Origin of the sequence: Ramlibacter agri (genome assembly GCF_012927085.1) — a bacterium.
GTDB classification, from domain to species: domain Bacteria; phylum Pseudomonadota; class Gammaproteobacteria; order Burkholderiales; family Burkholderiaceae_C; genus Ramlibacter; species Ramlibacter agri.
Window position 1 is genome coordinate 2,400,599 of record NZ_JABBFX010000001.1, and the last position, 17,243, is coordinate 2,417,841.

Below are 17,243 nucleotides of genomic sequence, written 5' to 3' on the forward strand. Positions count from 1 at the left end.
ACCGATTCAACCAGAGGAGACAACGATGTCCGCCCCCCAGCAACGCACCTTCCCCAAGATCACCGAGAGTGGCCTCGACGAGCTCCGCCAGCGCATCGGCGTGAAGATCGGCCAGACCGCCGAACCCTGGTGCCATGAAGCCACGCGCGACAACATCCGCCACTACGCGCACGGCATCGGCGACGACAACCCGCTGTGGTGCGACCCCGAGTACGCCGCCAAGACGCAGTACGGCGGCATCATCGCCCTGCCCAGCTTCCTGTTCGCCACCAGCCGCATCGTGTCGGGCTACGTCGGCGGCCTGCCGGGCGTGCACGCCATGTGGTCCGGTTCCGACTGGACCTGGCACAAGCCGGTGCACCGCAACGACGAGATCCGCACCGAGGCCTACCTGAAAGACCTGGTGGAGCACCAGACGCGCTTTGCCGGCCGCGCCGTGCAGCAGATCTACCACGTGGACTTCTTCAACCAGGGCGGCGACAAGGTGGCCGAGGCCGACAGCTGGTGCTTCCGCACCGAGCGCGACCACGCCCGCGAGCAGGGCACCAAGTACAGCGAAGTGCGCGCCCGCGAGCCGCGCCGCTACACCGACGAGGAACTGGGCGAAGCCTACAAGCTGTACCGCGGCGAGCAGGTGCGCGGCGCCACCCCGCGCTACTGGGAAGACGTGGCCGTCGGCGACGAACTGCCCGTGATGTTCAAGGGCCCGATGACGGTGACCGGCTTCATTGCCTACGCGCAAGGATGGGGCGGCCTCTACATCCGTGCCAACAAGCTGGCCTGGAAGCTGATCGACCAGCACCCGGGTGTCGGCATCAAGAACCGCTTCGGCATTCCGGACGTGCCCGAGCGCGTGCACTGGGAAGAGGACTTCGCGCTGGAAGTGGGCGCGCCGGGAGCCTACGACTACGGCCCGGAGCGCACCTCCTGGCTGACGCACCACCTGACCAACTGGGCCGGCGACCGCGGCTTCCTGCACAAGGCCAGCTGCAAGATCCGCCGCCACAACCCGGAAGGCGACATGCTGTTCATCAAGGGCTCGGTCAAGCGCAAGTTCGTCGAGAACGGCCAGCACATGGTGGAGATCGAACAGGAAGCGCGCAACCAGGACGACGAACTGTCGGTGGTGGGCAGCGGCGTGGTGATCCTGCCTTCACGGGCCTGAACGCCATGACCGCCACGGGGCGTGGCGGCGCGCTGGCCGGCCTGCGGGTGGTGGACCTCACCCGCGTGCTGGCCGGCCCGTTGTGCACGCAGATCCTGTCGGACCAGGGCGCGAGCGTCGTCAAGATCGAGCCGCCCTCGGGCGACGAGACCCGCACGCTCGGCCCGCCTTTCGACGAGGCGGGGCAGGCGGCCTACTTCACCGCGCTGAACCGCGGCAAGCAGTCCATGAGCCTGGACCTGTCGCGGCCCGAGGCGCAGGAGGTGCTGCATCGCCTGCTGGCCGATGCCGACGTGCTGGTGGAGAACTTCCTGCCCGGCACCATGGAGCGCTGGGGCCTGGGCTACGAGCAGGCGCTGGCCGGGCGCTATCCGCGCCTGGTGTACTGCGCCATCTCGGGCTTCGGCGGTGACGGCCCCCTGGGCGGCCTGCCAGGCTATGACGCCGTGCTGCAGGCACTGTGCGGCCTCATGAGCATCAACGGCGACGAGGAGAGCGGCGCCACGCGCCTGGGCATCCCGATCGTCGACCACCTCACCGGCTACGTGGCGCTCACCGGCATCCTGATGGCCTTGAATGCGCGGCATGCCAGCGGGCGCGGCCAGCGCGTGGAAGCCACGCTCTACGACACGGCGCTGAGCCTGCTGCTGCCGCACGCGGCGAACTGGTTCGCGTCGGAGGCCGCGCCGAAGCTGCTGGGGAGCGCGCACCCCAACATCGCGCCCTACGACAAGTTCCGCGCGCAGGACGGCGAGGTGTTCATCGGCATCCTCAACGACGGCCAGTTCCGCCGCTTCTGCGCGCACCTGGGCGCGGAACAGCTGCCGGCCGATGAGCGCTTCGCCAACAACCGGGCGCGCGTGACGAATCGCGCCGCGCTGAAGCGCGAGATCGAAGCGGCGATTGGCGGCCGCGCGAGTGCGCCCCTGTGCGAGGCGCTGATGCGCGCCGGCGTGCCGGCCGGCCGCGTGAGCTCGGTGCCGCAGGCGCTGGAGCACCCCCACAGCGCGCACCGCGACATCGTCGTGCGCCGCGGCAGCTACACCGGCGTGCGCTCGCCGATGCGGTTGCATGGCACGCCCGGCACGCCGGGTGAAGCGCCGCCCGCCTTTGCGCAGCACGCCGACGAAGTGCTGGAACGACTGGGTTTCGACGCAACGGCGCGCGAGCGCCTGCGCGAAAGCGGCGCCGTGCCCGGTCACTAGCATCCGCCCCGCAACGAAGCATTGCCTATACACACACAAAGGAGACAAGCATGCGAATCGTGAAAGTCCTTGCCGCGGCCTGTGCGCTGCTGGCGTCCGTGGCTGCCCCGGCCGAGACCTGGCCGTCCAAGCCGATCAAGATCATCGTTGCCTACACCGCCGGCCAGGGGACCGACGTGGCGACCCGCTATCTCGCGGAGCAACTGTCCAAGGACCTCGGCCAGCCGATCGTCATCGACAACCGCGGTGGCGCCGGCGGCAACGTCGGCACCGAGCTCGCAGCCAAGGCCGCGCCGGACGGCTACACGCTGACCATGGGCACCAATGCCACGCACGTGCTCAACCAGTTCCTCTATCCCAAGCTGGGCTTCGACCCGGAAACGGACTTCGAGCCGATCGCGCTGGTGGGCACCTTCCCGATGGTGGTGGCGGTCAATGCGCAATCGCCGTTTCATTCCGCGGCGGACCTGGTGAGCGTCGCGCAGCGTGACCAGCGCTCTGCCGACATCGCCATGCCCAGCACCACGGCGCGCCTGGTCGTGGAACTGCTGAAGGAACGCGCTTCGGCGCCCTTGTTCGGCGTGCCGTACAAGGGTTCGAGCGGCGCGATGACCGACGTGATCGGCGGGCAGCTGCCGGTGATCGTCGACACGCCGACGGCCTTGCGGCCGCACCTGGCGGCGGGCAAGGTGCGCGCGGTGGCCGTGACTTCCGGCAAGCCCAGTGGCCTGGTGCCCGGCGTGAAGCCGGTGGCGGAGCAGGGTTTCGCCGGCTACGAGGTGATCGCCTGGAACGCGCTCTATGCGCCCAAGGGCACGCCGGCCAACGTGATCGCGACCTTGAACGCCGCGATCAACAAGGCGCTGGCGCGGCCCGAGACGCGGCAGAAGCTGCTGGACCTGGGCTTCGACCCGGCGGGCGGCACGCCGGCACAACTGGCGGACTTCGCGCGCGCCGAACGCAAGAAGTGGGAGCCGATCATCAAGGCGACCGGCATGAGGGCCGAATAGGCTTCAGTCCACTTCGACCAGGCGTTCGCTGAGCGCCTGGGCTTCCGCGCGCATCGTGGTGGCCAGCGCGGAAGTGGTGGTCTCATCGAGCTGGCCGGTCAAGCCGATGGCCGCCAGGCCGTACTTGAAGCGGCCGCCGGCGCTGAACACCGGCACGGCCACGGCCGTCAGGCCGGACAGGAAGTTGTCGCGGTCCACCGCCCAGCCGCGCTCGCGCGCGAGTTCCACTTCCTTCTTCCAGGTGTCGAAGCTGGGCGCACGGTCCCACTCGATGGCGCCGAAGCGCTTGCGCAGCTGGGTCCAGGTCTCGCCGCCGTAGGCCGCAGCGAGGCGGCCCGTGGCGCTGACGAAGGAGCTGAACTGGCTCCCCACGTCGGTGTGGAAGCGGAAAGGCTGGTTCGAGCGCGAGAGCGCCAGCACCATGATCGTGTTGCGCGTGGTCAGCTCCACGCCCATCGCCGTCACGCCATGCGATTGCGCCACGCGGTCCAGCGCGGGCTGCACCAGCTGCGCGAAGCCGCCTTCGCGCAGCACGCTGCGCGCCAGGCTGATCATCCCGGTGCCGAGCGAGTAGCGCTTGGTGGCGGGGTCGACCTTCACCAGGTCCTCGCTCACCAGCACGCGCAGGATGTGCAGAGCGGTGCTGGGCACCAGCTCCAGTTCGTCCGCGACGGCCTTCACGCCCAGGGCCTGGTCCGTCTTCCCGAGCAGCCGCAGGATGGCGATGGCGCGGCTGACCGCCGGCACGGGGCGCACACGCACGCCGGGGGCGGCGGGAGGGCTGGTGGGGGCAGGGCGCTTCGCGAGCATGGGCCGGTCATTCTATGCGGGCCCCGCCGGGAATCCGGCCATACTCGCCGGGTGATCATCGACCTCATCGACGGCACCTACGAGCTGTTCCGGCACTTCTACGGGCTGCGCCGCTTCACCCAGGGCGAGGATCGCCCTTTCGGCGCGGTGGCGGGCGTGTTGAACGGGACGTTGCAACTGCTGGAGAAGCAGGCGACGCACGTCGGCGTGGCCACCGACCACGTCGTCGAGTCCTTCCGCAACGAGCTGTGGCCTGGGTACAAGACCGGCGAAGGCATCGAACGTGCGCTGCGTGCCCAGTTCCAGCCGCTGGAAGAAGGCCTGGCCGCGATGGGCGTTGTCGTCTGGCCGATGACCGAACTGGAAGCCGATGACGCCTTGGCAAGCGCAGCGCATCTGGCGGATAAGGACCCGCGCGTCGACAAGGTCCTGCTCTGGACCCCTGACAAGGACCTCGCCCAGTGCGTGCGCGGCGAGCGCGTCGTACAGGTCGACCGCCGCGCCAACAAGGTCCGTGCCGCGCCAGACGTGCGCGCGAAGTTCGGCGTGGATCCGGAGCTGATCCCGGACTACCTGGCCCTGGTGGGCGACGCCGCCGACGGCTACCCCGGCATCCCCGGCATAGGCGCCGTCGGCGCTGCTCGCTTGCTGCAGCAGCACGGGCCCATCGAGTCCTTCCCGCCGCAGGTGCTGGGCGAGCGGCTGCCCGACGCCTTGCTGTTCAAGCGGCTGGCCACGCTTCGCACCGACGCGAAGCTGTTCAAGGATGTGGACTCCCTGCGCTGGCGCGGCCCGAAGAAGTCCTTCGCCGCGTTTGCCGAGCGCATCGGTGAGCCGAAATTGCTGCAACGCGCGCAGGCCGCCCAGGTCGCGATCGAAGAAAGGTGAAGATGCAAACGCTCGTTGTCGACGGCGTCGAAGTGCAAGTGGAAGGCACGGGCCCCGAAACCCTGCTGCTGCTGCACGGCTGGCCCGACACGCTGCAGCTGTGGGATCCCACCGTGGAGGTGCTGCGCGATCGCTTCCGCTGCGTCCGCTTCACCTTGCCCGGGTACGCACCGGGCAGCCCGCGCGTGCAGCCGACGCTGGAGGAGATCAGCGGCCTCCTGCTGCACATCGTCGACCAGGTGTCGCCGGAGCAACCGGTGACCTTGGTCCTGCACGACTGGGGCTGCATCTTCGGCTACCAGTTTGCGATGCGGCATCCGCAGCGGGTGGCGCGCATCGTCGGCGTCGACGTCGGCGATGCGGAGTCGCTGTCGCGCACGCTGAGCAAGAAGCAGCTGCTGATGGTGGCCGGCTACCAGCTCTGGTTGGCGCTGGCCTGGAAGATCGGTGGCGGCCTCGGCGACCGGATGACGCGCCACATGGCGCGCTTCCTGCGCGCGCCCGCGGACCCCGCCCGCATCTCGGTGCGGATGAACTGGCCCTACCACCGCACCTGGTTCGGCGGCGCGCAGTCCCTGCCGCGGCAATCGCGTCCGCTGCGGCCCGCCTGCCCGATGCTGTTCATCTACGGCAAGCGCAAGCCGCTGATGTTCCATTCGAAGCGCTGGACGGACGAACTGGCGCAGCGCCCCGGCAGCCGCGTCGAAGCGTTCGAGACCGGCCATTGGGTGATGGTGTCCGACCCCATCGGCTTCCATCGCGTGCTGCGCGAATGGCTGCCGGCCCGGCCGGCATAAAATGGCGGTGCCGGCCTTCACGGGTCGGCAGCGTTCTCAGGGCGGGGCGAAATTCCCCACCGGCGGTATCTGCAGCGATGCAGGAGCCCGCGAGCGCCCGGCACAGGCTATTGCCCGTGCCGGGGTCAGCAGACCTGGTGCGATGCCAGGGCCGACGGTCACAGTCCGGATGAAAGAGACGCGCAAGGGCCGCCGCATGCCAGTTCGGGCAAGCGGCGCCCTTGCTCGCAAGCGCCCTGGTTCTGAAACCTTCACAGGAACTTTCATGAATCAGCCTGACTTTTCCCTTCCCAACAGCGGCCGAATGCGTTTCGGCATCATCAGCGCCGCCTGGCATTCGGACATCGTCCACCGCGGGCGCGACGCCGCGCTCGCCGAACTGGAGCGCAACGGCATCGCGCGCGACCGCGTCGACCTGTTCGACGTGCCGGGCGCCTTCGAGATCCCGCTGTGCGCCAAGATGCTGGCGCGCACGCGGCGCTACGACGCCATCATCGCCATCGGGCTCATCGTCAACGGCGGCATCTACCGCCACGAGTTCGTGAGCACGGCCGTCATCGACGGGCTGATGCGCATCCAGCTCGATACCGACGTCCCGGTGCTGTCCGCCGTGCTGACGCCGCGTGACTTCCACGAGCACGAGGAGCACCTGCGCTTCTTCTCGGAGCACTTCGTCAAGAAGGGCATCGAGGTCGCGCGGGCTTGCCTGGGCACGGTGGCTTTGCACCGCAAAATGGAAAGTCCGGCCGCCGCCTGAAGGAGAACCGGCGCGCGAACGCCATCGCAAGGAGCCACCATGTTGCTACGAGTGAAGTTGTTCGCCGCGCTGTTCGCCGCCCTGGTTTCCGCCGCTGCGCTCCTCGGCGGCTGTGCCTCGGTCGGCGAGCCCGACCCGCAGTTCGCCTGGGTGCAGTGGACCGGTGCCGCGCAGCCGCAGGTGCGGCTGGTGCCCGCCGGCGCGCAGTGTCCGCCGCTGGAAGTCGACGGGCAACTGGTGACCATGCACATGCGCGCCGCAGCCGGCGCGCCTTCTTCGCCGACGCGCCCCGCATGGGACGCGAGCGTCTGCGAAGCCGCGGTGCCGCCCGGCGCGAGCGAGCTGCGCGTCGGCTCGCAGCGCCTTCCCGTGCCCGCGCCGCAAGCGCGCCGCATCGTGCTGCTGGGCGACAGCGGTTGCCGCATCGCACCCGGCGTCGCCCAGGCTTGCGACGACGCGGAGGCCTGGCCGTTCGCGCGCGTTGCCGCAGCGGCTGCGGCCACCAGGCCGGACCTGGTCGTCCACCTCGGCGACTATCACTATCGCGAGGCGCCTTGCCCGCCGGGCACGAGTGGCTGCGCAGGCAGCCCCTACGGCTTCGCCTGGGAGCCCTGGCGCGCGGACTTCTTCGTGCCGGCCGCGCCGCTGCTGGCCGCGGCGCCCTGGGTCTTCGTGCGCGGCAACCACGAGGAATGCGCGCGCGCCGGCCAGGGCTGGGCCCGCCTGCTGGCGCCGGGGCCGTTCGATGCGCAGCGCTCCTGCGACGACCCGCGCAACGACGGCGTCGCGGATTACGCCAGCCCTTATGCGGTACCCATCGGCGCCGGCGTGCAACTGCTGATCGTCGATTCCGCGGTTGCCGGCAATACGCCCTTGAATCCACAGAATCCGCAAGACGCCTTGACGCAAAAGCAGTACGCGCAGGACATGCGAGACCTCACCCGGCTCGCCGCGCCTCCCGGCGTGCGCAGCTGGTTCATCAGCCACCACCCGGTGCTTGGCTTCGCCGCCAACGGCACGGGCCTGTTCCCCGGCAACCCGGCGCTGCAGCAAGCTTTGCGGGGCGTCAATGGACCGGTCCTGTTCCCGGCTGGCGTGCAACTCGCGCTGCATGGCCACGTGCACCTGTTCGAAGCGCTCTCGTTCGCGCAGGACGAACCGCCCACGCTGGTGGCCGGCCACGCCGGCACCAAGCTCGATACGGACCTGCCGCAGGCTGCGCTGCAAGGGGCGTCGCCCGCGCCCGGCGTGCAGGTGCGCGAAGCCTTGCATGCGCAGCGCTTCGGCTTCGTGCTGCTGGAGAACACGGGCCCTGACACATGGACGCTCAGTGCCTTCGGCACCGACGGCAGCGTGTCCGCGCAGTGCAAGCTCGGGCCGGCGCGCGCCTTCCGCTGCACGCCCGCCCGCTAGGGAAAAGAGCAGCGGCCATGCAGGGTTAGCATGCATACGATCCGCGGCGGACCGGCCGCGATGCTCGGCCATAATGAAAGTTCTATTTTCAGGACCGAACACATCCCATGCTTTCCGCGCTGCGCCTGTCTTCCGTTTCCCTGTCCCTCGCTCTCGCCTTCGGTGCCTCCGGCGCCTTCGCCCAGTCCGCCAACTACGCCGGCGACGTGGGCCGCATCCTCGCCAGCCCCGCCTTCAAGGCCGCGGCAGCCGAGATCGATCGCGAACATGGCCGCATCGTGGACGAAGGCATCAAGCTGACCGAGATCCCGGCGCCGCCCTTCAAGGAAGAAGTGCGCGCCAAGGAATTCCAGAAGATGCTGCAGGCCGCCGGCCTGAAGGACGCGCAGATCGACCCCGAAGGCAACGTGTTCGCGCTGCGCAAGGGCACGCACGGCGACGGCAAGGTCGTCGTGGTGTCCGCGCACCTGGACACCGTTTTCCCTGCCGCCACCGACGTCAAGGTCAAGCGCCAGGGCAACAAGCTGTATGCGCCCGGCATCGGTGACGACACCATGAGCCTGTCGGTGCTGCTGGCCTACGTGCGCGCCATGCAGGCCGCCAACATCAAGACCCGCGACGACATCCTGTTCGTCGGCACCGTGGGCGAGGAAGGCCCCGGCGACCTGCGCGGCGTGCGCTACCTGTTCACCAAGGGCGCGTACAAGGACAAGATCAAGGCCTTCTTCTCCATCGAGGCGGGCAGCGTGGCCGGCATTACCAACGGCGGCGTCGGCTCCAAGCGCTATCGCGTCACCTTCAGTGGCCCCGGCGGCCACAGCTTCGGCGCCTTCGGCCTGGTGAACCCGATGTTCGCGCTGGGCCAGGCGGCCACCGAGTTCTCGCGCATCCAGGTGGCGGCGCACCCGAAGACCACCTACGGCATCGGCGTGATCGGCGGCGGCACCTCCGTCAACTCCATTCCCGTGAGCGGCTGGATGGAAGTGGACATGCGCTCCGAGTCCGTGCCGGACCTGAAGCGCGTCGAGGACCGCCTGCTGAAGATCGTCCAGGAAGCGGCGGAGGGCGAGAACTTCGCCCGCTCCACCAAGGAAGGCAAGATCACCGTCGAAGCCAAGCTGATCGGCGACCGCCCGGCCGGCAGCACCGACGCCAACAGCGACATCGTGCAGTACGCCAAGGCCGCCATCGAAGCCGGCGGCTACAAGCCCACCTACGGCTGGAGTTCCACCGACTCCAACATGCCGATGAACCTGGGCATTCCCGCCATCACCATCGGCCGCGGCGCACCCGACGCCGGTGGCCGCGGCCACTCGCTGGACGAGTGGATGGACGTGACCAAGGAACCGATGGTCAAGGCCGTGACGACCAGCCTGAGCATCGTCATGGCCGTCACCGGCATGGAGTAAGCGCGATGCAGCGCCGCCAGTTCGCCACGGCCCTGGGCCTGCTTCCGCTGGCCGGTGCCGCCTTCGCCGCGGAGCCGCCGCGCATCCGCATGTTCGAGCTGTACAACGAGGACAAGGACCGCACCTTCTCGCCCGCCGCGCGCAAGCTCGCCGGCAAGGCGGTGACGGTGCAGGGCTTCATGGCCCCGCACCTGAAGGTCGACTCCGATTTCTTCGTGCTGTCGAACCAGCCGGTGGAGACCTGCCCGTTCTGCGCGTCCGAGGACCAGTGGATCGACACCATCATCTTCGTGCGCATGAAGAAGCGGCAGCAGGCCGCCAACCCCGGCGACCTGATCCTGGTGGAAGGCAAGCTGGAGATCGGCCCGCAGACCGACGCGCTGACCGGCTTCACCAGCCGCGTGCGCCTGGTCGACGCCACCTTCCGCGTGCTATGACGGCGCTCGCGCAGCCCGCCGGCGGGCTGGCGATCCGGTCGCTGACGGTGAGCTTCGCGGACCATGGCGCGGGCGTCATCCGCGCGCTGGCCGGCGTCAGTGCGCAGTTCGCGCCGGGCCGGCTCACCGCCATCGTCGGTCCGTCCGGTTCCGGCAAGTCGACCCTGCTGCACGCCATGGCCGGCATCGTGGTGCCGGAGCAGGGCGAGGTGTGCTGCGGCGAGACGGTGGTCAACCGCCTCGACGAGCGCCGCCGCGATGCCTGGCGGCTCGCGAATTGCGGCATGGTGTTCCAGGACTTCCGCCTGATCGACGAACTGGATGCGCTGGGCAACACGCTGCTGCCGGCGCAATTTCGCCGCGTGCGCGTGTCGCCTGAATTGAAGGCCAGGGCGGACGAACTGCTGACACGCTTCGAAGTGCCGCAGCGCGCCGGGCCGGTGGCGCGCTTCTCGCGTGGCGAGCAGCAGCGCGTGGCGCTGGCGCGGGCCCTGCTGCTGGACCCGCCGCTGATCCTGGCCGACGAGCCGACCGCGAGCCTGGATGCCGGGAACGGGCAACGCATCGCGCAGTCGCTGCTGGACCTCGCGCGCGCCGGCAAGACCGTCATAGCCGTGACGCACGACGACAAGCTGATGGCTGCGGCCGACCACGTGTTGACCTTGCGCGCCGGCTGCATCGTCGGGGACGCCGGGCGATGAATCCCTGGCCGCTCATTCGCGCCGCGCTGGCGCGCTATCGCTACAGCGCGATGGCTTTCGTGCTGCTGGTGGCGGCGGGCGTGACGCTGGCGGTCGCCATCCTGTCGCAGGAGCGGGCGCTGCGCAACGGCAGCACGCGCGCTGCCGACCGCTTCACGTTGATTGTCGCGCCGCCGGGCAGCCGCACCGATGCGCTGTTCACGGGCGTGTTCCTGCGGCCCGGATCCAGCCAGTTGCTCAGTCCCACGCTGACGGCCAATCTGCTCAATGACAAGCGCGCGGCCTTCGTGTCGCCGCTCGCTTTCGGCGACAGCCATCGCGGCGCGCCGGTGGTGGGCGCGATCGCGCCGCTGGTGGAGCACCTGTCCGAAGGCCTCGCCGAAGGGCGTGTGTTCGCATCGCCGCGCGAAGCTGTCGTGGGCGCGACCTCGCCGCTGCAACTGGGCGACAGCTTCAAGCCCGCGCATGGCGTGCACCACGGTGGCATGGAGCATGGCGGCGACGACGAGCTCGATGCGCACGACGTGCTCATCACGGTGGTCGGCCGCATGAAGCCGACCGGCTCGCCCTGGGACCGTGCCATCGTCGTGCCGATCGAACTGGTCTGGTCGCTGCACCATCTGCCCACGGGGCACGCGCCCGGATCGGCGCAGCTCGGTGCGCCCTTCGATCCGGCTTTCACGCCCGGCATCCCCGCCGCGGTGGTGCACACGCCGAAGATCGCCGCGGCCTACCAGCTGCGCAGCGCCTACACGGGCAAGGAGTCGATGGCCTTCTTCCCGGCGGAAGCGCTGCTGCAGTTGTATGCCATCCTGGGCGACATGCGGCAGCTGATGAGCCTGCTGGCCGTGGTGACGCAGGCGCTGGTGCTGCTGGCCATCGTTTCCAGCGTGTTCATCCTGTTCCGGCTGCTGGCGCCGCAGTTCGCGACCTTGCGAGCGCTGGGTGCGCCGCGACGCTACGTGTTCGCGATCGCCTGGGGCTTCACGGCCTTGCTGGTGGGCGTCGGCGTGCTGGCGGGACTCGCCGGCGGCTGGGGACTGTCGTTTGCCATCAGCGGCTGGCTGGCGCATTCCACGGGTGTCTCGCTGCAGCCCAGCCTGGGCGCAGCGGAACTGCTGGTGGCCTTGGCCATCTTCGGCGTCGGCCTGGTGCTGGCGGCCTTGCCGGCCTGGCGCATGCAGCGCGCGCCGCTGGCGGCGGCCCTCAAGGGCGAAGGCTGAAGCATAGACTCGGTGCCATGCAGGCACCGAGCGATCCCTTCAGCGACCCGGCGGCCGTCGCCGCCTGTTACGCCTGAGCCACCGCTAGTGAAAACCCTAGGAAAATCCTTGTCGATTTCGCGGGAGCTGCTTCGTCGTCAGTGCAAGGCGGGTAGGTCCCGCAACTCCTGGAGAAAGCAAATGGTGAGCAAGAACACGATCTGCCTCTGGTACGAACGCGACGCGCTGGAAGCCGCGCAGTTCTACGCGAAGACCTTCCCGGACAGCAAGGTGGGCGCCGTCCACCGCGCCCCGGGCGACTATCCGTCCGGCAAGGAAGGCGACGTGCTGACGGTCGAATTCACCGTCATGGGCGTTCCCTGCGTGGGCCTGAACGGCGGGCCGGTGTTCCAGCACAACGAGGCCTTCTCGTTCCAGGTGGCGACCGACGACCAGGCCGAGACCGACCGGCTGTGGCAGGCGATCGTCTCCAACGGCGGCCAGGAGAGCGCCTGCGGCTGGTGCAAGGACAAGTGGGGCCTGTCGTGGCAGATCACGCCCCGCGCGCTGCTGGCGGCCATCAGCGACCCCGACCGCGCGGCGGCCAGGCGCTCTTTCGACGCGATGATGAAGATGGGCAAGATCGACATCGCCAGGATCGAAGCCGCGCGCAAGGGCTGAGGCATGGTGGCCTCCCCCGAAACGGCCGGCCCGCACAGGCGCTGGTGGGCCCTCTACGTGCTGTGCCTGGGCGTGCTGATGATCGTGCTGGACACGACCATCGTGAACGTCGCCTTGCCCTCGATCCGCACGGACCTGAAGTTCACCGAGACCTCGCTGGTGTGGGTGGTCAACGCCTACATGCTCACCTTCGGCGGCTTCCTGCTGCTGGGGGGCCGGCTGGGCGACCTGTTCGGGCACCGGCGGGTCTTCCTGGCGGGCCTCGCGCTGTTCACGCTGGCCTCGCTGGCCTGCGGCATGGCGCCGACGCAGTTCGCGCTGATCGCGGCACGGGCCGTGCAAGGCGTCGGTGGCGCGGTGGTGTCGGCTGTGGGGCTGTCGCTGATCATGACGATGTTCACCGACGCCGGCGAACGGGCCCGCGCCATGGGTGTCTACGGTTTTGTCTGTGCCGGCGGCGGCAGCGTGGGCGTGCTGCTGGGTGGCGTGCTGACCACCTTGTTGAACTGGCGCTGGATCTTCCTGGTGAACCTGCCGATCGGCATCGTCGTGGCGCTGCTGGTGCGCGGCCTGATCGCGCCGGGGCAGCGTGATGCGACGCGGCGCCTCGATGGCGCGGGTGCGCTGCTGGTGACGTCCTCCTTGCTGGTCGCTGTCTATGCCGTGGTGAACGCGAACGAGGCGGGCTGGACCTCGGCGAACACGCTGGGCCTGCTTGGCCTCGCCGTGGTGCTGGCCGCCCTGTTCATCGCGGTGGAGCAGCGCGTGGCACAGCCGCTGATGCCGCTGGGCATGTTTCGGCACCGCAACCTGGCGGTGGCCAACATCTCCGGCGTGCTGTGGGCCGCGGCCATGTTCGCCTGGTTCTTCATGTCGGCGCTGTACATGCAGCTGGTGCTGGGCTACACGCCGATGCAGGTGGGCCTGTCCTTCCTGCCCGGCAACCTGATCATGGCCGTCATGTCGCTGGGCGCATCGGCGCGCATCGTCGTGCGCTGGGGCATCCGCGGGCCCTTCGCCGTGGGCTTGTTGATTGCCGCCTCGGGCCTGGCGCTGTTCGCGCGGGCGCCGGCGGATGGCGCGTTCCTTGTCGACGTGCTCCCCGCCATGGTGCTGCTCGGCATCGGCGCGGGCATCGCCTTCAACCCGATGCTGCTGGCGGCGATGAACGACGTGGCGCCGCAGGACGCGGGGCTGGCGTCCGGCGTGGTCAACACCTCTTTCATGATGGGCGGAGCGCTGGGGCTGGCCGTGCTGGCGAGTGTGGCTGCCGCGCGCACCGCGCAGGTCCAGGCAGACGGCGCCGTGGAAGCGATCGCGCTGAACGCCGGCTACCGGCTGGCCTTCCTGGTCGGCGCGCTGTTTGCCGCCGGCACGGCCTTGCTGGGATGGTTCACGCTGCGGCAGGGTGAATTGCGGACGGGACAGCAAAGTGTGGGACACGCGTGAGCTGAACGCGCAGCTGCGCGCGCTGGGCGTCCGCGCGGGCGACCGGCTGATGGTGCACGCCTCGCTGCGCGCCGTGGGGCCGGTGGCCGGTGGGCCGCCCGGTCTGCTCGCAGCCTTGCTGGAAGCGCTGGGGCCGGAAGGCACGCTGCTCGCGTATGCGTCCTGGCAGCACTCCAGCTACGACGCGACGCTGGATGGCCGCGAGCTCACGCGCGAGGAACGCGATGCGTGGCCGGTGTTCGAGCCCGCCACGGCGCCGCCTTACGACGGCTTCGGCAAGTTCAACCGCTTTGTCTGTGCCCACCCGGGCGCGCAGCGCAGCGCGCACCCGGACGCGAGCATCGTGGCGATCGGCCGGCGCGCCGCGGACCTGGCGGCGCACCACTCGCTGCTGGATGGCTACGGGCCCGCCTCGCCGCTGGGGCGCTTCGCCGTCGGCGGCGGCCGCATCCTGATGCTGGGCGCGCCGCCCGGTGCGGTGACGGTGCTGCACGTCGCGGAAGCCATCGCGCGCGTCCCGGGCAAGCGGCGCGTTCGCTACCAGGTGCCGGTGCGGGTGGACGGCCAGCGCTGCTGGCGCGAGGCCGAGGAATTCGACACCAATGCCTTGCTCGACCAGTTCGTGGCCAGCGGCTTCGATGCGATCGCGGGCATCGCGACCGACTACGTCGCGCAGGGCAGTGGCTTGCGGGGCCGTGTCGGCGACGCGAGCTGTTGGCTGCTCGACGCGCAAGACCTCGTCGCCTTCGGCGTGCGCTGGCTGGAAAGCCGCTTCGGCGCCGGGCCGGGCGACGCATCTCCACAGGAGGACAGGGAACCATGCAGGACGCTGCAACCATGAACGAATACCTGCTGCTTTCGCGCGGCCGCTGGGACGCGGACAAGTCGCCGCAGGAGATCCAGGCCACCATCGACGCGTTCTACGCCTGGCACGCGAAGCTGGTGACCGAAGGCAAGTTCAAGTCGGGCCAGCGGCTGGCGACGGGCGCGAAGCTGGTCACGCGCAACGGCATCACGGACGGGCCCTTCACCGAAGCCAAGGAAGTGGTCGGCGGCTACTGGTTCGTCTACGCCCCCAGCCTGGACGAAGCAGCGCGCATCGTGGCGGACAACCCTTGCCTGGCCTGCGGGCTGCTCTTCGAGATCCGCCCGATCGAAGCGCAGCAGGCGTGCGCGTACAGCGAGGCCAACGAGACGCCGAGGAGCGGCGACGGCTCAACCTGAGACCGGCGCGGGGTGATAGTCTCCCCCGCGTGACTTCGCTCGTCGACCGTTTCCGCCAGGCCGGGCTGCACCGGCCCCGCCTCTTCGCCGCCAGTGCGCTGGGCGCCGTCTCCTTCTTCCTGCTGCCCGATGGCTGGACCTTCACTGCGCGGGTGCTCGTCGCCTGGAACCTGGGCGTGTGGCCTTACCTGGCGACCTTCGCGTGGCTGTCGCTGCGCACGAACGCGGCCGGCGTGCGCGCCATCGCGAAGCAGGAAGACGCCAGCAGCGCCGGCTTGATGGTGGTGATGTGCGGCGCGGCCGTCCTCAGCGTCGCGGCCATCGTGGCCGAACTGGCGCGAGGCAGCCACTCGGGCCAGAGCGGGGCCTTCGTGTATGGCCTGACGGCGCTGACGGTGATCGGCTCCTGGCTGCTCGTCGCCGCCCTGTATACCTTCCACTATGCGCACCTGTACTACTCCTCGGCCGAGAACCGCCTGCCCCTGGCTTTCCCGGAAGGGCTGAAGTCGCCGTCCTACCTGGACTTCATGTACTTCGCGCTGACGATCTCCGTGGCCGTCCAGACCTCGGACGTCTCGGTGCGCACGACATCGATGCGCGCCACCGTCATGGTGCAGTCGGTGCTGTGCTTCTTCTTCAACCTGGCGATCCTCGGGCTGTCGATCAACATCGCGGCCGGTTTTGCACAGGGCCACTAGACCATGCGGACGATCTTGCGCTTGCGCCACACCAGCCGGTAGTAGAGCGCCTGCAGCACCAGCATGGAGACGAAGGTGATCGGGTAGGCCACCCACACGCCGTTCAGGCCGATGCGCCGGCTGATCAGCCAGGCCGAGGGCACCTCGATGGCGAGGATGCAGAAGATGGAGATGGCCGTGGGCACCAGCACCGCGCCGCTCGCGCGCATCACGCCGCTCAACACCGAAGCGAAGCCGAACACCAGGCTGCTCCAGAGCATGATGTGCAGCAGGCTCTGCGCGAGTTCGATCACCGGTTCGCTGGTGATGAACAGCGCCATCAGGTGGCGCGAACCCCAGTAGCCCAGGAGCACCAGCACGCCGGTGATCACCAGGTTCAGCAGCAGGCCGGTGCGCGTGATCGCGCCCAGCTTGTCGGCGTGGCCCCGGCCGATGGCCTGCGCGCCGAGGATCGAGGCGGTGATGGCGATCGACAGCGCCGGGAACTGCACGTAGTTCACCACCTGGTTGACCGCGCCGTAGGCGGCCGTGGCATTGGAGCCGTAGGCATTCACCATGGACAGCAGCGCGATCTCGGCGACCGAGATCACGATCATCTGCACGCCGGTGGGCAGGCCGATCTTCACCACCAGCTTCAGCAGCTGCGGGTCGATGCGCAGCGCGTGCAGCAGTTCGCGGTCCGGCTTCAGCGCGTGGTTGGTGCGGCGCATGAACCACGCCAGGAAGGCGAGCGCCGCGAGGAAGGAGCAGATCGACGCCGCCGCGGCGCTGGTCACGCCCAGCTGCGGCAGGCCAGCCCAGCCGCGGATGAACGCGGGCGTCATCACGCACGACACCGAGGTGGAGATCAGCAGCGCCCACAGGGGCGTGACGGTGTCGCCAACGCCGCGCATCAACTGGGTGAGCAGGATGAACACCAGCAGGCCCGGCATCGCCAGCATCATGGTGCGGGCGTAGCCCAGCGCGATGGGCAGCACGTCGGCCGGCGTGCCCAGCGCGGACAGCATGGCGCGCGTGAAGGCGCCGCCGAACAGGGCGACCGCCAGTCCGAGCAGCAGGCCCAGCGTGAGCGCGGTGCCGGCGATGGCTTTCACCTTGTGCTTCTCGCGCGCGCCCCAGGCCTGCCCGATCAGGACCGAGGCGCCGGCGCCGATGCCGATCACCAGCGAGATGAAGAAGAACAGGATGGGAAAAAGTCCTGCCACGGCGGCCAGCGCGCGCGTTCCGAGCATCTGGCCCACGAAAACGTTGTTCAGCGTCCCCGACAGGCCTTGCAGGATGTTGGCCAGGATCATCGGGCCGAGAAACAGGAGGAAAGTTCGCCACAGGGGCCGGCGGACGGCCGGGGAATCGAGGGTCTCGATCCGCTGGTCGGGGTTTTTCATGGGGCTGAAGGC

Annotated in this window: 18 protein-coding genes and 1 riboswitch; of the genes, 16 read left to right on the forward strand and 2 right to left on the reverse strand. The window is 69.4% G+C overall.

The window, feature by feature from the left end:
- Positions 1-25: 25 nt before the first annotated feature.
- From HHL11_RS11595 to HHL11_RS11605, 3 genes are read left to right on the forward strand one after another with little or no spacing between them, the layout of a single operon-like run.
- On the forward strand, positions 26-1,165 hold the full coding sequence (locus HHL11_RS11595; RefSeq protein ID WP_169418528.1) for an FAS1-like dehydratase domain-containing protein: 1,140 nt from the start codon (positions 26-28) through the stop codon (positions 1,163-1,165).
- Positions 1,166-1,170: 5 nt separating this feature from the next.
- On the forward strand, positions 1,171-2,370 hold the full coding sequence (locus HHL11_RS11600) for a CaiB/BaiF CoA transferase family protein (RefSeq protein ID WP_169418529.1): 1,200 nt from the start codon (positions 1,171-1,173) through the stop codon (positions 2,368-2,370).
- 50 nt (positions 2,371-2,420) lie between these two features.
- Complete coding sequence (locus HHL11_RS11605) at positions 2,421-3,380, forward strand: Bug family tripartite tricarboxylate transporter substrate binding protein (RefSeq protein ID WP_169418530.1); 960 nt, start codon at positions 2,421-2,423, stop codon at positions 3,378-3,380.
- Positions 3,381-3,383: 3 nt separating this feature from the next.
- Here HHL11_RS11605 and HHL11_RS11610 read toward each other — a convergent pair whose 3' ends face one another.
- Entirely contained in the window at positions 3,384-4,190 is an 807-nt protein-coding gene (locus tag HHL11_RS11610) for an IclR family transcriptional regulator (protein WP_169418531.1), read from the reverse strand.
- 51 nt (positions 4,191-4,241) lie between these two features.
- Here HHL11_RS11610 and HHL11_RS11615 point away from each other — a divergent pair, with 51 nt between their 5' ends.
- From HHL11_RS11615 to HHL11_RS11675, 13 genes are all read left to right on the forward strand, one after another.
- Positions 4,242-5,078 (forward strand): 5'-3' exonuclease H3TH domain-containing protein, encoded by an 837-nt coding sequence (locus tag HHL11_RS11615; RefSeq protein WP_169418532.1) that lies wholly within the window; start codon positions 4,242-4,244, stop codon positions 5,076-5,078.
- Positions 5,079-5,080: 2 nt separating this feature from the next.
- Entirely contained in the window at positions 5,081-5,875 is a 795-nt protein-coding gene (locus tag HHL11_RS11620; RefSeq protein ID WP_169418533.1) for an alpha/beta fold hydrolase, read from the forward strand.
- 28 nt (positions 5,876-5,903) lie between these two features.
- Positions 5,904-6,061: riboswitch (FMN riboswitch) on the forward strand.
- A gap of 79 nt (positions 6,062-6,140) precedes the next feature.
- Positions 6,141-6,632 (forward strand): 6,7-dimethyl-8-ribityllumazine synthase, encoded by a 492-nt coding sequence (locus HHL11_RS11625; protein ID WP_169418534.1) that lies wholly within the window; start codon positions 6,141-6,143, stop codon positions 6,630-6,632.
- 51 nt (positions 6,633-6,683) lie between these two features.
- On the forward strand, positions 6,684-8,045 hold the full coding sequence (locus tag HHL11_RS11630) for a metallophosphoesterase (RefSeq protein WP_169418535.1): 1,362 nt from the start codon (positions 6,684-6,686) through the stop codon (positions 8,043-8,045).
- A gap of 107 nt (positions 8,046-8,152) precedes the next feature.
- Positions 8,153-9,454, forward strand: coding sequence for a M20/M25/M40 family metallo-hydrolase (locus HHL11_RS11635; RefSeq protein ID WP_169418536.1), 1,302 nt, complete (start codon positions 8,153-8,155; stop codon positions 9,452-9,454).
- 5 nt (positions 9,455-9,459) lie between these two features.
- The gene (locus tag HHL11_RS11640) at positions 9,460-9,891 is read left to right on the forward strand and encodes a hypothetical protein (RefSeq protein WP_169418537.1); all 432 of its coding nucleotides are present in this window, start codon (positions 9,460-9,462) and stop codon (positions 9,889-9,891) included.
- Positions 9,888-10,592, forward strand: coding sequence for an ABC transporter ATP-binding protein (locus HHL11_RS11645; protein WP_169418538.1), 705 nt, complete (start codon positions 9,888-9,890; stop codon positions 10,590-10,592). The genes HHL11_RS11640 and HHL11_RS11645 overlap by 4 nt, the downstream gene beginning before the upstream one ends.
- Complete coding sequence (locus HHL11_RS11650; RefSeq protein ID WP_169418539.1) at positions 10,589-11,815, forward strand: ABC transporter permease; 1,227 nt, start codon at positions 10,589-10,591, stop codon at positions 11,813-11,815. Before HHL11_RS11645 ends, HHL11_RS11650 begins: the two co-directional genes overlap by 4 nt.
- 180 nt (positions 11,816-11,995) lie before the next feature.
- Positions 11,996-12,475: a VOC family protein gene (locus HHL11_RS11655; protein WP_169418540.1), complete on the forward strand. Its 480-nt coding sequence runs from the start codon at positions 11,996-11,998 to the stop codon at positions 12,473-12,475.
- A gap of 3 nt (positions 12,476-12,478) precedes the next feature.
- Complete coding sequence (locus HHL11_RS11660) at positions 12,479-13,924, forward strand: MFS transporter (protein ID WP_169418541.1); 1,446 nt, start codon at positions 12,479-12,481, stop codon at positions 13,922-13,924.
- Positions 13,908-14,765, forward strand: coding sequence for an aminoglycoside 3-N-acetyltransferase (gene aac(3), locus HHL11_RS11665; protein ID WP_169418542.1), 858 nt, complete (start codon positions 13,908-13,910; stop codon positions 14,763-14,765). Before HHL11_RS11660 ends, aac(3) begins: the two co-directional genes overlap by 17 nt.
- Entirely contained in the window at positions 14,744-15,148 is a 405-nt protein-coding gene (locus HHL11_RS11670; RefSeq protein WP_169418543.1) for a YciI family protein, read from the forward strand. Before aac(3) ends, HHL11_RS11670 begins: the two co-directional genes overlap by 22 nt.
- Positions 15,149-15,177: 29 nt before the next feature.
- Positions 15,178-15,846 (forward strand): DUF1345 domain-containing protein, encoded by a 669-nt coding sequence (locus tag HHL11_RS11675; RefSeq protein WP_342593204.1) that lies wholly within the window; start codon positions 15,178-15,180, stop codon positions 15,844-15,846.
- Here the strand turns inward: HHL11_RS11675 and HHL11_RS11680 are convergent.
- The gene (locus HHL11_RS11680; protein WP_205964256.1) at positions 15,843-17,231 is read right to left on the reverse strand and encodes an MATE family efflux transporter; all 1,389 of its coding nucleotides are present in this window, start codon (positions 17,229-17,231) and stop codon (positions 15,843-15,845) included. The genes HHL11_RS11675 and HHL11_RS11680 overlap by 4 nt on opposite strands.
- Between the last annotated feature and the right edge of the window lie 12 nt (positions 17,232-17,243).

Bases quoted from the DNA above. Each gene is read 5' to 3' on its own strand.
- HHL11_RS11670 (WP_169418543.1), top strand. From the start codon at position 14,744: ATGCAGGACGCTGCAACCATGAACGAATACCTGCTGCTTTCGCGCGGC.
- HHL11_RS11640 (WP_169418537.1), top strand. From the start codon at position 9,460: ATGCAGCGCCGCCAGTTCGCCACGGCCCTGGGCCTGCTTCCGCTGGCC.
- HHL11_RS11650 (WP_169418539.1), top strand. From the start codon at position 10,589: ATGAATCCCTGGCCGCTCATTCGCGCCGCGCTGGCGCGCTATCGCTAC.
- HHL11_RS11605 (WP_169418530.1), top strand. From the start codon at position 2,421: ATGCGAATCGTGAAAGTCCTTGCCGCGGCCTGTGCGCTGCTGGCGTCC.
- HHL11_RS11620 (WP_169418533.1), top strand. From the start codon at position 5,081: ATGCAAACGCTCGTTGTCGACGGCGTCGAAGTGCAAGTGGAAGGCACG.
- HHL11_RS11660 (WP_169418541.1), top strand. From the start codon at position 12,479: ATGGTGGCCTCCCCCGAAACGGCCGGCCCGCACAGGCGCTGGTGGGCC.
- HHL11_RS11600 (WP_169418529.1), top strand. From the start codon at position 1,171: ATGACCGCCACGGGGCGTGGCGGCGCGCTGGCCGGCCTGCGGGTGGTG.
- HHL11_RS11655 (WP_169418540.1), top strand. From the start codon at position 11,996: ATGGTGAGCAAGAACACGATCTGCCTCTGGTACGAACGCGACGCGCTG.
- HHL11_RS11635 (WP_169418536.1), top strand. From the start codon at position 8,153: ATGCTTTCCGCGCTGCGCCTGTCTTCCGTTTCCCTGTCCCTCGCTCTC.
- HHL11_RS11680 (WP_205964256.1), bottom strand. From the start codon at position 17,231: ATGAAAAACCCCGACCAGCGGATCGAGACCCTCGATTCCCCGGCCGTC.
- HHL11_RS11595 (WP_169418528.1), top strand. From the start codon at position 26: ATGTCCGCCCCCCAGCAACGCACCTTCCCCAAGATCACCGAGAGTGGC.
- HHL11_RS11645 (WP_169418538.1), top strand. From the start codon at position 9,888: ATGACGGCGCTCGCGCAGCCCGCCGGCGGGCTGGCGATCCGGTCGCTG.
- HHL11_RS11610 (WP_169418531.1), bottom strand. From the start codon at position 4,190: ATGCTCGCGAAGCGCCCTGCCCCCACCAGCCCTCCCGCCGCCCCCGGC.
- HHL11_RS11625 (WP_169418534.1), top strand. From the start codon at position 6,141: ATGAATCAGCCTGACTTTTCCCTTCCCAACAGCGGCCGAATGCGTTTC.